The organism is Propioniciclava soli (assembly GCF_014858005.1).
GTDB lineage: Bacteria > Actinomycetota > Actinomycetes > Propionibacteriales > Propionibacteriaceae > Propioniciclava > Propioniciclava soli.
Map to the genome: position 1 here is coordinate 280,288 of NZ_JACYOT010000005.1, position 17,461 is coordinate 297,748.

Genomic DNA, 17,461 nt, shown 5'->3' on the forward strand with positions numbered 1-17,461 from the left:
TTCCGGCCCAGGGGACGACCGGCACGAGGGTGTCCATCTCACCCACCACGGCGAACGACAACATCACCTGCATCCTCACCAACACCGCGCCCCCACCGGCGATCTCCATCGTGAAATCGGCATCGGTGACGTCGTTCTCGGCCGCGGGCCAGCCGGTCGCCTACTCCTTCGTCGTCACCAACTCCGGCGGCCAGACGTTGACGGGCGTCCGGGTCGCCGACCCCCTGAGCGGGCTGTCCGCCGTCTCCTGCCCCACGACGACGCTGGCACCGGGGGCGTCCACGACCTGTACGGCGTCCTACACCACCACGGCGGCGGACGTGACCGCCGGCCAGGTCGCCAACACCGCCACGGCCGCCGGCACGACGCCCACCGCACAGCAGGTCACCGCCACCAGCACCCGGGTGACCGTCCCCTACGTCGCGAGCTCCGACCTGGTGGCCGACAAGTCCGTCACCGTCGGCGCGGCCACCCCGTTCGTGCCGGGCCAGCAGGTGAGCTGGACGGTCACCGCGCGCAACAACGGCCCGTCGGTCGCCACCAACCCGACCATCTCCGATGTCGTTCCGAACGCGGTCACCAACCTCGCCGTCAGCAACGTCTCCGCCGGCTGGACGTGTTCGATCGCGGGCCAGAACGTCAACTGCAACGCCGCCAGCCTCGCCGTCGGCGCCACGGCCTCCATCCGGGTCACCGGCACGCTCGACCCGGCCCACACCGGCCCGTTGACGAACACCGCCACCACGTCCTCCTCCTCGGGCGACCCCAACACGGCCAACAACACCGACTCCGAGACGACCGCCACCGCCCCGAGTGCCGACCTGTCGTTGGCGAAGGCCGCCACGACCTCCCCGCTCGTCGCCGGCTCGCAGGCCACGTGGACGCTGACCGCGACCAACGCCGGCCCCTCCACAGCCGTCACCCCCACGATCACGGACACCCTGCCGGCCACCGTCACCGGCATCACCGCGACGACCGCCACCACCGGGTGGACGTGCGCGGTGAGCGGGCAGACGGTGACCTGTTCGGCGTCCTCGCTCGCCCCCGGCGCCACCGCGGCGGTCACCGTCCGCGGCACGGTCGCGTCCACCGCCAGCGGGTCGCTCGTCAACACCGGTGCGCTCACCTCGAGCACTCCCGACCCGGCCGGCGCCAACAACAGCGCCTCGGTGACGACGCCGATCACCCAGGCGGCCGACCTGCTGGCGGTGAAGTCGACGGCCGGCGCCACGTCGTTCACCCCCGGTGGCACCGCGTCGTGGAACGTCACGGTCACCAACAACGGCCCCTCCGTGGCCACGGCGGTCAACCTGTCCGACGCCGTGCCCGCCGCGGTCACGGGCTTGGCCGTCACCGCCCCCAGCGGTGTCACGTGCTCGACGACCGGGCAGAACGTCACCTGCACCAACCCCTCCTTGGCCTTCGGCGCGTCCTTCACCGTCACCATCGCGGGCACCCTCAGCCCGAGCTTCACCGGCACGCTGGTCAACACCGCGTCCGTGACCGCGGCCACGACCGATCCGGTGACCACCAACAACTCCTCCACCACGTCGACGCCCACGGCCCCGCGCGCCGACCTCGTCGCCGCCAAGACCCACGTCGCGGGCACCACGCCGGGCCAACCGGTCAGCTGGCGCGCCACCGTGACGAACAACGGGCCCTCCACGGCGGCCTCCCCCACCCTCACGGACGCCGTGCCCGCGGCCGTCACCGGCATCACCGCCACGGCCCCGAGCGGGTGGACCTGCACGGTCTCGGGCCAGAACGTCAACTGCTCGGCCGCCAGTCTGGCGCCGGGGGCGTCCGCCACCGTGCAACTGTCCGGCACCCTGGCCGCCACGGCCAGCGGAACGCTCACAAACAGCACCAGCGTCGCCTCCGCGACCACCGACCCCACCTCGGCCAACAACACGGCCAGCGCCTCGGTCACCCTCACGCCGAGCGCCGACGTGGCGGTGACGAAGGCCGCCACCAGCACCTCGGTCACGGCCGGCGGCACGGTCACCTGGAACCTGGACGTCGTCAACAACGGCCCGTCGGTGGCGCGGGACATCGTGCTGACCGATGTGGTGCCGGACGCGGTGAGCGGCATCACGATCACGACCGGCCTGCCCCAGGGATTCTGTTCGCTGAGCGGGCAGACGGTGACGTGCACACCCAACACCGACTGGCCCGTCGGGGCGTCCGCCCGCATCACGATCAGCGGCCGCGTGTCGCCCACCGCCACCGGATCCCTGGCCAACACGGCAACCCTGACCACGTCGACGGCCGACCCGGCGCCGGTCAACAATTCCGCCACCACGACGACGCCGATCACCGTGTCGTCGGACCTGCTGGCGGTCAAGTCCCAGGCCGCCCCGAACCCCGCGGTGCCGGGCCAGCCGGTCAGCTGGTCGGTGACGCTCACCAACAACGGCCCCTCGGTGGCCACGGCCCCGGTGTTCTCCGACACGGTGCCGGCCTCGGTCACCGGCGTGGCCGTCACGACGCCCGCGACGGGTTGGGCCTGCACGGTCGGCGCCGGCAACGCCGTGGCGTGCGGCGCCCCCACGCTGGCCGCCGGCACCTCGGTGACGTTCACGGTCACCGGCACGCTCAGCCCGAGCCACACCGGCACGCTCACCAACACCGCCACCGTCAGCTCAGCAACCACCGACCCGCTGACGACGAACAACAGCTCGACCACGTCGACGCCCACGTCCCCCAGCGCCGACCTGGCCGTCACGAAGTCGGCGGCCTCCCCCACCCCGCTCGTGCCCGGGCAGCCGGCCAGCTGGACGATCACCCTCACCAACGCCGGCCCGTCGACGGCCCTGGCCCCGCGCATCACCGACACCCTGCCCTCCGCGCTGACGGGCGCGACCGCCGCGCTGTCCGACGACGCGTCGGCCGCGGGCTGGACGTGCACCGTGAGCGGCACGTCGCTGGGCTGCGGCGACGACGCCCTCGCCCCCGGCACCAGCGTCACCGTGACGGTCACTGGCACGATCGCCGCCGCCACGACCGGCCAGGTCACCAACAGCGTGAGCGCCTCGAGCTCGACCACCGACCCGGTCACCGGCAACAACAGCGCCGCGGTCACCACCGCCACGGCCCCCAGCGCGGATCTCGGCGTCGGCAAGCAACTGCTCACCGCGTCGCCCGCCGTGCCGGGCCAGACCGTGAGCTGGCGCGTCACCGTCACCAACGGCGGGCCCTCGACGGCCACCGGCGTCACGACCACCGACGCCGTCCCCGCCGACGTGACCGGCGTCGCCGTCAGCGGAGTCCCGGCCGGCACCACCTGCTCGGTCCAGGGCAGCACGGTCACCTGCACCACGGCCACGCTGGCGCCCGCCGCGAACACGTCGTTCGTGGTCACGGGCACGCTGGCGGCCTCCCACACCGGCGACCTCACCAACGCTGCCGCAGTCACGGCCAGCACCGCCGACCCGGTGTCGACCAACAACAGCGTCGCCCTCATCACCCCCACCGCCCCGAGCGCCGACCTGGGCATCACCAAGTCGGGCGCGACGCCCAACCCGGGCGTCGCCGGCCAGCCCGTCTCCTGGACGCTGACCGTGACCAACACCGGCCCGTCGGTGGCCACGGCCCCGGTGTTCTCCGACACGGTGCCGGCCTCGGTCACCGGCGTGGCCGTCACGACGCCCGCGCCGGGCTGGTCGTGCACGGTGACCGGGCAGGATGTCGGCTGCGCCGCCGCCTCGCTCGCGCCCGGCACCACGGTCACGGTCACCGTGCGCGGCACCCTGGCCGCCACCCACACCGGCGACCTCGCCAACACGGCCACGGTCGCCAGCACCACCCCCGACCCGACTGCGGCCAACAACACTGCGACGGCCACCACGCCGACCACGGCGCGCGCCGACCTGCTGGCCGTGAAGTCGGCCGCCACGCCCAACCCCGCCGTGCCCGGGCAGGCGGTGAGCTGGACGGTCGCGGTCACCAACAACGGGCCCTCGGTGGCGCTGGATCCGACGTTGACCGACACGCTGCCCGCCACCGTGACCGGCATCGGGGCCACCACCGCCGCGGCGGGCTGGACGTGCTCGGTGACCGGCCAGACCGTCGGCTGTGAGGCCGCGTCATTGGACGCCGGGGCGTCCGTCACCGTGACCATCACCGGAACCCTGGCCGCGTCCCACACCGGCAACCTCGTCAACACCGCCAGCCTCGCCTCGGCCACCACCGACCCGCTCACCACCAACAACTCCTCGACGGCCTCGACGCCCACCGCCCCGAGCGCCGACCTGGGGCTCGCCAAGGAACTCATCGGCGAGGCGGTGCCGGGGAGTTCGGTGACGTGGAGGCTGACCCTCACCAACGCGGGCCCGTCGACGGCCGTTGCGCCCCGGCTGAGCGACACCCTGACGGGCACCGTCACCGGCGTCACGGCCCCTCCCGACGACGCCAGCGCAACCGCGGGCTGGACCTGTTCGGTCGGCACCGGCAACGCGGTCTCCTGTGCTGACGACGCGCTGGCGCCGGGGGCCTCGGCCACCGTCACGGTCACCGGGACGCTGGCGGGGACGGCCACCGGAACGCTGACGAACACGGCGACCGCCACCTCGAGCACGACCGACCCGGTGACCGCCGACAACGCCGCCACCGTCGCGGTGCCCCTCACCCCCCGGGCCGACCTGACGATGGCCAAGACGGTCTCCCCCACGAACCCGGTGCCGGGTCAGCGGGTCGCCTACACCCTCACCGTGGAGAACCTGGGCCCGTCGGTGGCCACGAACATCGTGGGCAGCGACACGCTGCCCGATGCGCTGACCGCCATCACCGTGACGGCATCGTCGTCCGCGATCACCTGCACCACCACCGGCCAGACCATCACCTGCGCGGCGGCCGCCCTCCCGGTCGGCACCGTCGGCACCATCACCGTCAGCGGCACCCTCGACCCCTCGTTCACCGGCACCTTGGCGAACACCGCCCAGGTGGCGGCCGACACCGCCGACCCCGTGCCCGCCAACAACACCGCGGGCGTCACCGCCACCACCGCGCCCAGCGCCGACCTCGCGGTCGCGAAGAGCCCGGCCTCGCCCAACCCGGCGGTGCCCGGCCAGCCGGTCAGCTGGACGGTCACCCTGACCAACGTCGGCCCCTCGACCGCGGTGTCCCCCGCGATCACCGACCAGCTGCCCGCGTCCGTCACCGGCGGCACCGTCACGGGCCCCGCGGGCTGGACCTGTGCCGAGGATGCCGCCACCGCCGGCCTGTGGGGCTGCGGGGCGGCTACGCTCGCCGCGGGCCAGAGCGCCACCTTCACGATCGCAGGGACGCTGGCCTCCGACACCACGGGCACCCTGACCAATGGCGTCACCGCCACCAGCGCGACCTCCGACCCGGTCACCAGCAACAACGCCGCCACGGCCAGCACCCCGACGGCCCCGAGCGCCGACCTGTCGGTCGTCAAGACGCTCGACACACCCGCGGTGCCCGGCGAACGCGTCACGTGGACCCTGAACCTCGGCAACGCCGGCCCCTCGGCGGCGCGGGACAAGGTCGTCACCGACGTCATCCCGGCCACCATCTCCGACATCGAGGTCGTCGCGACGTCCGACCACGCCTTCGGCTGCTCGTTGGCCTCCCAGTCCCTCACCTGCACCGCGGCCTATGTGCCTGCCGGCGGAACGTCGACCGTCACCCTCTCGGGCCTGCTCGACCCGACGGCGACCGGCACCCTGACCAACACGGCGCGCATCAACACCAACACGGCCGACCCCGATCTCACCAACAACGTCGCCACGACCAGCGACCCGATCACCCCGGACGCCGACATGGCGGTCACCAAGACCTTGGTCGGGGACGCGGTGCCCGGCGAACAGGTGACCTGGCAGATCCAGATCATGAACAACGGCCCTTCCGCGGCGCTCGACAAGCGGGTGGTGGACGTGGTGCCCGCCGGCGTCACGATCGTGAGCGCCACGAAGGACTCTGGGGAGGGCCCCTGCGCGGTCGATGGGCAGACGATCACCTGTGCCACCGACCGGCACGAGGTGGGCCACCTTGTCACGGCCACGGTCGTCGGCGAGCTCGACCCGTCGTTCCGCGGTGCCCTGACCAACGCGGCCACCGTCAGTGCTTCGACGCCCGACAGCGTGCCCGGCAACAACACCAGCAGCACCACCGCGGACGTGACCCCGAGCGTCGATCTCGCGCTCAGCAAGAGCCAGGCCAGCCCCAACCCGGCCGTGCCGGGTCAGCCAGCCACGTGGACGCTCGTGGCCACCAACAACGGCTCCTCGACCGCCACCGGCGTGACCCTCACCGACGTGATCCCCGCCGGGGTCACGGGTGCGGCCCTCACCACCACCGCCGCCGGCTGGTCGTGCACCGCCACGACGTGCGCCGACGGCACGATGGCTCCCGAGGCGTCCGTCACATTCACGGTCACCGGAACCCTGGCGCCCGACCGCACCGGCGATCTCATCAACACGGCCACGCTCACCGCCACCGAGACCGACGCCGACCCGTCCGACAACACGGCCACCGCCACGACGCCGAGCACTCCTCGCGCCGACCTGACGGTCAGCAAGAGCCCGGCCTCGCCGAACCCCGCCGTGCCCGGCCAGGCGGTGAGCTGGACGGTGACCGTCACCAACCTCGGTCCGTCCACCGCGACGGGTCTCGCGCTGGCCGACGCCCTGCCAGCCCAGGTGTCCGGCGCCACCGTTTCGGCCCCGGCCGGCTGGACGTGCACCGGCACCGACACCCGCCGCTGCACGGCGGCCGCGCTCGCCCCCGGCGCCTCGGCCACGTTCACCGTGACCGGCACGCTGGCCCCCACGGCCACCGGCTCGCTCACGAACGCGGCCACGATCAGCGCGGCCACCGCCGACCCCGTGACCACCAACAACGCCGCCACGAGCACGACGCCGACGGCGCCGAGCGCCGACCTGCGCCTGAGCAAGGCCCTGGCCTCGCCCGCCCCGGTCACCCCGGGCGCCACCGTGAGCTGGACGCTGACCCTCACCAACGCCGGGCCGTCGACGGCGGCGTCCCCCTCGATCACCGACACGCTGCCCGCCGGCCTGACCGGCGTCGCCACCACCACCCCGACGGCCGGGTGGAGCTGCACCGCGGCCACCGGCAACCTGACGTGCGGCGCAGCCTCCCTGGCCCCGGGCGCCACCGCGAGCATCACCGTCTCCGGCACCCTCGACGCATCCGCCACCGGCACGCTGACCAACACCGCGACGGCCACCGCGGCCACCGCGGACCCGGACACGAGCCAGAACACCGCGTCCGCGACCCACGAGCTCGCCCCCGCGGCCGACCTCGCGGTGGCCAAGCGGCTGACCGGCGACACACCGGTCGCCGGCGGGCCCATCGAGTGGACGGCGCGCGTGACCACTGCTGGCCCGTCCACCGCCGTCGCCCCCACCTTCACCGACGCGGTCCCGGACGACGTCACCGACGTCACGGTCACCCCCTCGGACCCGGCGTGGACGTGCTCGCTCGACGGCCAGCTGGTCACCTGCACCGACCCCGACCTGCTGCCGGGAGCCACGCCCATCGACCTCGTCATCGCCGGCACCCTGTCCCCCACCCACGTCGGTGAGATCACCAACACCGGCGAGATCTCCGCCGCCACCGCCGACCCGGTCACCGCGAACAACACCAACGCCGTCACGACGAACGTCGGGGTCGAGTCCGACGTCTCCCTGGTCAAGAGCCTCGCGACTGGCGGCACCCCCGGTGAGGCCATCGCCTGGACGCTGGTCGTCGCCAACGCCGGGCCGTCGGCGGCCACCAACCCGGAGATGCTGGACCGGGTGCCCCCGGCCGTCACCCGTGTCACCGCCACCCCGGACGAGGACGCCATCGCCGCCGGCTGGACGTGCACGGTGACCGGTCAGACCGTGGACTGCACCGCCCAATCGCTGGCCACCGGGGCCACCGCCACGATCACCGTGGCCGGCGTCCTGGACCCGGCCACGACCGGCACCGTCTCGAACACCGCGTCGGTGGTGTCGGAGTCGACCGACCCGGCACCCGGCAACAACGCCGACACCGACGTGGTCACCACCGTGGCCAGCGCGGACACCGGCATCACCAAGACCAACGGCTCCGCCGACCCCGTCACCCCCGGCGAGCGCGCCAGCTACCGCCTGCAGGTGCACAACGACGGCCCCTCGGTGGCCCGGACGGTGACGGTGACCGACGAGGTCCCCGCCGGTCTGGGGGACATCACGGCCGACGTCAACGTGTCGGGCTGGGAATGCGACGTCACCGACAACACGGTGACCTGTTCCGGCACGGAGCTGCCCGTCGGCGCCGACGTCTTCCTCACCATTTCGGGGCTCCTGGACCCGTCGGTCACCGAGGACTTCAGCAACACCGCCACCGTCACCTCGACCACGCCGCACCCCCACACGGAGAACAACGTCTCGACGGTGGAGACCCAGGTGGCGCCCAGCGCCGACCTCCACCTCACCAAGTCCGTCGGTGCTCCCAACCCGGCGGTGCCGGGTGAGGCGGTGACCTGGACGATCGACGTCGCCAACCTCGGCCCCTCCACCGCGACGGATCTGCAACTCACCGACGCCCTGCCCGCCGGGGTGACCCCGACCGAGGTGACCGGCGACGGCTGGGCCTGCGACACCGGCACCGCCGGTTGCACCCTGCCCAGCCTCGCGCCGGACGCGACCTCGACCGTCACGGTCACCGGCCGCGTGGACGCCGCGCGCACCGGCGTCCTCACCAACACCGCCACCGTGACGGCGGCCACCGACGACCCGGAGGCCGAGGACAACACCGACGCCAGCGACACCCCCGTCGCCGCCGAGGCCGACTTCACGCTCACCAAGGCGCGGACGACGCCCGCACCCGCCGCCGCCCCCGTCGCCGGGGAGACGAATCGCCTGGACCCTGACCGCGACCAACGAGGGTCCGTCGGTGGGCGTCCGCCCGGTCGTGACCGACGTGCTGCCCGCCGCGGTCACCGGTGCGAGCGTCACCGCGCCCGACGGCTGGGCCTGCACGGTCGCCTCCGGTCGTGTGACCTGCACCGGGCCGGACGCCGTGGCCGTCGGCGCGTCCGCCGACATCACCGTGTCGGGAACCGTCGCCGGCTCGGCCACGGGCACGCTCACCAACAACGCGACGCTCGCGGCGTCCACGACCGACCCGGACCTGTCCGACAACGCCGCGTCGGTGAGCGACACCATCACCACCGACGCCCAGGTCAGCCTGACCAAGACCCTGGAGCCCGCCACGGCGACGGTCGTCGCCGGGCAGCGCGTCTCCTTCCGGCTCACCGCGAGCAACGCCGGGCCCTCCGATGCCACCGGACTGGTCCTCACGGACGCGCTGACGCCGGGCCTCTCCGGGGTGCAGCTCGTGTCGTCGGCCACTTGGCTCTGCTCCACGACCAGCACCGATCTCTCCTGCACCCGCCCGACGCTGGCCGCGGAGACGTCCAGCTCCGTGGTCTTCTCCGCCGTCGTGGACGCCGACTGGATCGCCGCGCAGGGGCCCGAGCTGACCAACACCGCGACGCTCACCACCGCGACGCCGGACAGCGGGGGCACGGCGGACGACACGGCCACCCTGACCGCGCCGGTGACCCGCAGCGTGGATCTGCAGGTCGTCAAGAGCGTCGGCTCGCCCAACCCCGCCGTGCCGGGTGAGACCGTGACCTGGACGGTGACGCTCACCAACCGCGGCCCGTCCACCGCCTACGGCGTCTCGCTGGCCGACGCGTTGCCGGCCGGGACGAGCGCCGGCACCATCAGGACCGATGCGGCCGGTTGGACGTGCGACGACACCGCCCTCACCTGCGCCGCGGACGCCCTGGCCCCCGGCGTTCCGGTCACCGCGACGGTCACTGCCACCGTGGACGCCGACCGCCTGGCCCCCCTGGTCAAACTCCGCCACGGCGGCGTCCGACCTTCCCGACGCCCTGCCGGCCGACAACACCGCCTCCAGCTCCACGCCGGTCGCCCCCGCGGCCGACCTGGTCGTGACGAAGGACCTCGAGAACGATCCGCCCGTCCCCGGTACCCGGCAGCGTTGGACGGTCGTCGTCGCCAACGCCGGCCCCTCCACGGCCGTCAACCCCCGCCTGGCGGACACGCTGATCGGCACCCTGAGCGGGGTCACGGCGACGGTCGACCCGACCAGCACGGCCCCCGGTTTCGCGTGCACGGTGGCCGAGCTCGAGGTCGCGTGCACCGCACCGTCGATCGCTCCGGGGACGAGCGCGACGATCACGATCGAGGCCGACCTGGCGCCCAACGTCACGGGCACGCTCAGCAACGTGGCCCGGCTGGGCTCGGACACGGCGGACTCCGACCCGTCGGACAACACGGCCCGCACCGACGACGTGAAGGTTCCCGAGGCCGACCTGCGCGTCGCCAAGGAACTCCTCAGCGACGCTCCGCTGCAGGCCGGCACCGAGGTGACCTGGCTCGTCACGGCCACCAACGACGGCCCTTCGACCGCCGTCGATCCGGTGGTCTCCGACGCCGTGCCCTCCCCCGCCACCGTCACCACCGTGCTGCCCGACACGGCGGGATGGACCTGCACGGTGACCGGCCAGGACGTCGCGTGCTCGGCCCCCACCCTGGCCCCCGGCGCGACGGTGACCTTCGCCGTCTCGGCGCTCCTGCCCCCCGCCACCGCCCCCGGCTCGTCACTGACGAACACCGCGACGGTCTCCACCGCCACCGACGACCCGTCGGACGAGGATGACACCGCCTCGGTCACGACCGAGGTGGCGGCCACCGCCGAGCTGGCCATCGCCAAGACACAGGCAACCCCGAACCCTGCCTCCCCCGGTGAGGCCGTGGCCTGGACGGTGAGCGTCAGCAACCTCGGGCCCGCCGTCGCCACCGGCGTCACGGCCACCGACGAGGTCCCCGATGGGGTCTCGGACGTGACCGTCGACGCGGCGTCGCCGGCGTGGGCGTCCTGCACCGTGGTCGACCAGCGCGTGACGTGCGCCGACGCCACGCTGGCTCCCGGCGAGTCGCTGAGCCTCACGTTGGGCGGCACGCTCGACCCGTCCTTCTCCGGTCCGCTCGCGAACACCGCAACGGTGGCGGCCGACACCCCCGACCCCGGCGTCCAGGCCAACACCGCGACGTCGGTGACGCCCGTGGACGCCGACGTGGCCCTCCGCGTCACCAAGACGCCCGACCGCGCGGCCGTCGTGGCCGGGCAGGCCATGAGCTGGACCGTCGTGCTGACCAACGACGGGCCCGCCACCGCGTTCGCCCCGAGCCTCGTCGACACCCCGGACCCGACGATCACGGTGAGCGGCGTCGTCGTGACCGATGCCCCTGATCCGGCCGCCTGGGCCTGCACCCCCGGCACCACGATCACGTGCACCGGCGACCAACTGCTGCCCGGGGCGTCCGTGACCGTCGTCGTCACCGGCACCGTGGCCCCCGACGCCGTCGGCGCCGTCGGCAACCGCGTCGTGGGCGGCGCCTCGGACGCCGAGGGCGACCCGGTGTCCGTCCGCGCCGAGGCGTCGACGCCCGTCGGCCAGGAGGCCGACCTGCGGGTCGCCAAGACCCCGTCCGCCACGACGTTCACCCCGGGTAACCAGGCGTCCTGGGACGTGGTGGTGACCAACGACGGGCCGTCGGAGGCCACCGACGTGGTCGTGAGTGATGCGCTGCCCAACGCGCTGCTGGACGCCACGGCGACCAGCAGCGACCCCGCGGTGAGCTGCTCGGTCTCCACCACGCAGGTGAGCTGTGCCCGCGGCGCGCTGGCCGCGTCCGCCACGTTCACCGTCACGGTGGCCGGCCGGGTGGACCCCTCGGCCGTCGGAGAGCTGGCCAACACCGCGACGGTGGCGTCCCTCACCACCGAACGGGATCCGGATGACAACTCCGCCACCGCGACCACCCCGCTGACCCCACTGGCCGACCTCGCGATCGGCAAGGCGGAGATCTCCGGCACGGTCGTCCCGGGTGAGTCCGTGACCTGGCAGCTGACCGTCACGAACGCCGGCCCGTCGACCGCGACCGACCTCGTGGTCACCGACACCCCGCCGGCCGTCGTCGGCGACCTCGTCGCCGTGGCGGACGCCGCCGGCTGGGCCTGCGCGATCGCGGACGGCACGATCACGTGCACCGGGGAATCGCTCGTGCCGCGTGCCACCAGCACCATCACCGTCACGGGCACCCTGCTCGACCCCTTCCACGTCGGGGTGCTGACGAACACCGCCGCGGTCACCAGCGCGACGGCCGAGGACGCCCTCGGCGACAACGAGGCGAGCAGCACGTCGGAGACGTTCCCGGCCGCCGAGGTCACGATCGACAAGATCGCCCCCGCCACCGCCGTGCCCGGCGAGCCGGTCACGTGGACCGTCGTCGCGATCAACAACGGCCCGTCGGCCGCGCGCGCCATCGTGGTGACCGACGCGGTGCCGGCCGCCGTGAGCCTGACCGAGGTCAGCGGCGCCGGCTGGGACTGCGCGGCGAGCACCGCGACCGTGGTGGAGTGCGCGGGGCAGGACCTGGCGCCGAACGCGAGCGCGTCCTTCACCCTCACGGGCACCCTGGACGCCGCCGCGACCGGCCAACTCGACAACGCCGCCACGATCAGCACCTCGACCCCGGGTGACGACACGGGCAACAACACCGACGCCACCCGCTCGACGATCACGCCGCTGGCGGACCTGTCGGTGGCCAAGACGAGCCCCCAGGCCTCGGCGGTGCCCGGTGAGCGCGTGAGCTGGACGATCACGGCGACGAACGCCGGGCCGTCGGTCGCCCGGGATGTGTTCGTCCGCGACACCCTGCCACCCGTGCAGTCGGGTTTCACCCTCGACGCGGTGCCCGACGGCTGGACGTGTGACCTCTCCGGCCAGGAGCTGACCTGCGCGGCCGACAGCTTCGCCGTCGGCTCGGCCAGCATCACCGTGAGCGGAGCGCTGGACCCGTCGTTCGCGGAGGAGTCGCTGACCAACTCGGCGACGCTCAGCGCCACCACGACCGACCCCGATGACACCGACCTGTCGGCGGACGCGAGCCTGCCGGTGAGCCCCCAGGTGGACGTGGCGCTCACCAAGAGCGTGGCCTCCCCGTCGCCGGCGGTGCCGGGCCTGCCGGTGCAGTGGACGCTGAGCGTGACCAACATCGGGCCGTCCTTCGCCCGAGACCTGGTCGTGACCGACAGCCTCCCCGCCAGCGTGCTCTCACCGGCCGCCTCCGCCAACGCGGCCGGGTGGGAATGCGCCGTGGCCGGCCAGGGCGTGACCTGCACGGCGGCCGAGTTGGCCGTCGGCGCGGCCGCGACGATCACGGTCTCGGGGGTGCTGGCGGAGTCGACGCTCGGCGCCGTGACCAACACGGCCAGCGTGACCGTCGCCGACGATGTCGATGCCGACAACAACGAGGCCTCGAGCACCACCGCCACGGTGCCGACGGCCGACCTCGCCGTCACCAAGGAGGCGGTGGACGTCGTGTTCGTGCCCGGCCGCGCGGCACAGTGGCGCATCACGGTCACCAACAACGGCCCCTCCACGGCGCTCGGGGCGCGGTTCACCGATGAGCTCGGTGCCGGGCTGACGAACGCCACCGTGGCCCCGGAGGACCCGGACGCCCCGGGTGCGGCGGACTGGGACTGCTCGGCGTCCACCGCCGCCGTCGCCAGCTGCACCGCCGGCGCCCTGGCTGCGGGGGCGGCCATGACTTTCCTCTTGGGCGCCGACCTCGACCCGGCGACGACCGGGGCCGTGGCCAACGCGGTGGTGCTCACCAGTGCGACGTTCGACCCGACGCTCGGCAACAACGCCAGCGCCACGTCGACGGCCACCACCGGGCTGGCCGACCTGGCGCTGGTGAAGTCCGACCCCACCCCCAATCCGCCGGTCGCCGGCGAGGAGGTCTCCTGGACGCTCACCGTGGGCAACGAAGGGCCGTCGGACGCCCGGGAGGCCCACGTGGTCGACACGTTGCCGGCCGGGTTGTCCGACGTGACGGCATCGTCGGACGACGCCGGCTGGTCGTGCTCCGTGGCGGGCGGGCGGGCCGTCTGCGACGGTGAGCGCCTCGCCGCGGGCGCGACGGCCACGGTGACCGTGAGCGGTGTGCTGGCCTCCGACCTCACCGGTGAGATCAGCAACACCGCGAGCGTGTCCTCGCCGGTGGAGGACCCTGATTCGGCCGACGACTCCGACACGGTGACCTCACCGGTGCGCGCCCTGGCCGACCTGGCGGTGGCCAAGGAGCTCACCAGCCCGTCCCCCGCGGTGCCGGGCTCCCCGGTGACGTGGACGCTCACGGTGACCAACAACGGGGCCTCGCTGGCGCGCGCGGTGACGCTGACCGACGTGGTGCCCGACGTCGTCGGCGGCGTCCAGGTCACGACCACGGCCCCGGCCTGGACGTGCGGCGTGGCCGGCCAGAGGGTGGACTGCGCGGCGGACACCCTGGCCGCGGGCGCGTCGGTGACCATCACGGTCGCGGGCGTGCTGGACCCCGCCACGACCGCTGACCTGGTCAACACGGCCTCCGTGGCCGCCTCGACCACCGATGAGGTGCCGGGCAACGACACCGCAACCGCGAGGACGCCCGTGCAGCCCACGACGGCCCTCTCGCTCACGAAGAGCCAGACCATCCCCAACCCCGCCATCGCCGGTGAGGCCGTGGAGTGGGCGCTGACGGTCGTGAATGCGGGTCCGTCGACCGCGACCGGCCTGACTCTCGACGACGCGGTGGTCTCCGACGTCGAGCTGGTCGGCGTCCGCACCGCGGCGCCGGGCTGGGTGTGCGCGGCGTCCGGTCAGGACGTGCACTGCGACGCCGCGACCATGCCGGTCGGCAGCGCCATCACGGTGTTCGTGACGGGCGTCGTGCGGTCCGACCTGGTCGGGACGCTGCCCAACACGGCCCTGCTCGGCCAGGCGACGCTCGACCCGGACGACACCGACAACAGCGCCACCTCGGAGTCCCCGGTGGCCCAGCGCGCCGACCTGTCGGTGACGAAGTCGGCGCCGACCCCGGCCGTGCCGGTGCCCGGCGAGGCGGTGAGCTGGGACGTGACGGTGCGCAATGCCGGGCCGTCCCTGGCGCTCAACGCCTTGCTGGCCGACCGCGTGCCGGACGGCGTGGGCGACCTGACGGTGACACCGGGGGCGGACGCGGCCGGCTGGTCCTGTGCCGTGGACGGCCAGGAGGTGTCCTGCACGGCAGCGACGGTGCCGCTCGGCGCGGAGGCGACGATCACGATCGCCGGCGTCCTCAGCCCGGACTTCTCGGGTGACCTGGTGAACGCCGCCAACGTGACCAGCGACACGGTCGACCTCGACCCGACGGACAACACCGGCGTCGCCCGCGCGGCCACGCAGCCGCGGGCCGACCTCGTCTTGGTGAAGGCAGGGCCGGCCACCGCGCGGGCCGGCGACCCGATCACGTGGACGCTCACCCTCACCAACGCGGGGCCGTCCACGGCGCTCAACCCGCGCGTGGTCGACCTCCCGCCGTTGGAGCAGCTCAACGACGTGGTGGCGAGCGTGGACGACCCCTCCTGGTCGTGTGAAGCCACGAACACGGGGCCGGACTGCTCGGGCGAGCGGCTGGCACCGGGGTCCAGCGTCGTCATGACGGTCAGCGCCGTCATCGACCCGGCCTTCGTGGGGACGTTCCGGCAGAACGCAACCGTGGATGCGGCCACCCCCGACCTCGACGATGCCTCGAACGTGGCGTCCGTGGACACCACGGTGAGCGCGGTGGCCGACCAGGGGGTGACCAAGACGTTGGTCTCCGAGGAGCCGGTGGTGCCGGGCGAGAGCGTGGCGTGGCTGATCCGCGTGGTGAACGTCGGGCCGTCGTTCGCCCGCGACAGCGTGGTGACGGACGCCCTGCCCGCCGGTCTCACCGAGGTGACGGTGACCACCTCGGCGGCCTTCGGGTCGTGCGCGGTGGCGGACGCGACGCTGACCTGCTCGATCCCCGAACAGGGCGTCGGCGAGGCCAACGCCGTGGAGATCGTGGTGGGCGGCACGCTCGCCTCCGACGTGACCGGTGACGTGACGAACACCGCCGAGCTCACGTCGACCACCCCGGACCCGTCGACGGGGAACGACAGCTCAACGGTGGTCGTCCCGGTGACGCCGATGCCGGATCTCGCCGTGACCGTGTCCCAGGGCCAGCCCGACCCGGCGGTGGCCGGCGGCGTGGTGGCGTGGGACCTGGCGGTCACCAACGTCGGACCCTCCGATGCGAGCGATGTGGTGCTCACCGCCGTCCTGCCCGCCGGTGTCGCGGACGTGACCGCGCTCGACCTGCCGGACGGCTGGAGCGTGACGGCCACCCCGGACGCCTCGGGCACGACGACGCTGCGCTTCAGGGCGGCCCGTGTGGCCGCCGGCGCGACCCTGGCGTTCCGGGTGAGCGGCGTGGTGGACGCGGATGCGACCGGCCAGCTGGCCGTCACCGCGTCGGTGGCCACCGGGTTGGATGAACCCGTGCTGGCGAACAACTCCGATGCCACCAGCACCCCCATCGTGAGCAGCGGCGGCCTGGAGGTGGTCAAGACGGCCTCGACCGACGTCGCCGCGGGCGTGGGCGCCGTCGTGGACTACACCGTTCACGTGACCAACCCCGGCCCGAGCACGGTGAATGCCATCACCGTGACGGACGCCCTGGCCACCGGGGTGGAGCTGGCCGTCACGTGCCCGGCCAGGAGCCTGGCGGGGGCGGCGTCCATGACGTGCGCGGTGGCCCCCTACACGCTGACCCAGGCCGACGTGGACGCCGGGGGCGTCCTGAACGGCGCCACGGCGACCGGCACACTGCCCGACGGCGTGGCGGTCACGGGAGCCGGGGCGGCCACGGTCGGCGTCGAACTGGCGCCCGGGTTGGCCCTCACCAAGAGCGGCGTGTACGCCGATCGCGGTGTGGCCGGCGGCACGACCGATGACGTGGTGACCTGGACGTTCACGCTCACCAACACCGGCAACACGACGGTGCGCGATCTGGGCGTCGACGACCCGCTCGTGCCCGGCGTCGTGGTGCCGGTGTCCACGCTGGCGCCGGGGGCGTCGGTGACCGTGACGGCCACGACCGGGGTTGCCGAGGGGTGGATCACGGCGGGGCAGGTGCGCAACATCGCGACGGCCACGGGCCTGGCCCCGGCGCCCTGCCCGACCTCGACGGCGGACCTCGTCGCCCTGGCCGCCGTGCTGGCGTGCCACGCGAGCCTCGAGGCCGTGGCGGCCACGGTGGTGGACGTGCCGGCCGCCCCCATCGTTGCCCCGATCCCGACGCCGACCCCGACCTTGTCGCCTTCGCCAACGGCCACGCCGACGCCGACCGCCGGGCCCACCCCGGCACCCAGCCCGACCCCCACACCGGCACCGGTTCCGCCCCGGTTGCCGCAGACCGGAACCGACACGACCCTCGGCGCCCTCGCGGCGGGCCTGGCCCTGCTGCTGGCCGGCGGGTTGCTGCTCGGGTACCGGCGCCGATCCACCGATGACAAGGAGTGACCC

Annotated in this window: 1 protein-coding gene and 2 pseudogenes; all 3 read left to right on the top strand. The window is 73.9% G+C overall.

The window, feature by feature from the left end:
* Positions 1-29: 29 nt before the first annotated feature.
* A pseudogene (locus tag IFY26_RS18115) lies at positions 30-8,762 on the top strand (DUF7507 domain-containing protein); the annotation flags it as partial.
* A 115-nt stretch (positions 8,763-8,877) separates the two neighbouring features.
* A pseudogene (locus IFY26_RS18370) lies at positions 8,878-9,792 on the top strand (hypothetical protein); the annotation flags it as partial.
* Positions 9,749-17,458 carry a DUF7507 domain-containing protein gene (locus IFY26_RS06470; protein ID WP_232548178.1) on the top strand — a complete coding sequence of 2,570 codons (7,710 nt, stop codon included), beginning with the start codon at positions 9,749-9,751 and terminating at the stop codon, positions 17,456-17,458. The pseudogene IFY26_RS18370 and the gene IFY26_RS06470, both read left to right, overlap by 44 nt.
* Positions 17,459-17,461 lie beyond the last annotated feature (3 nt).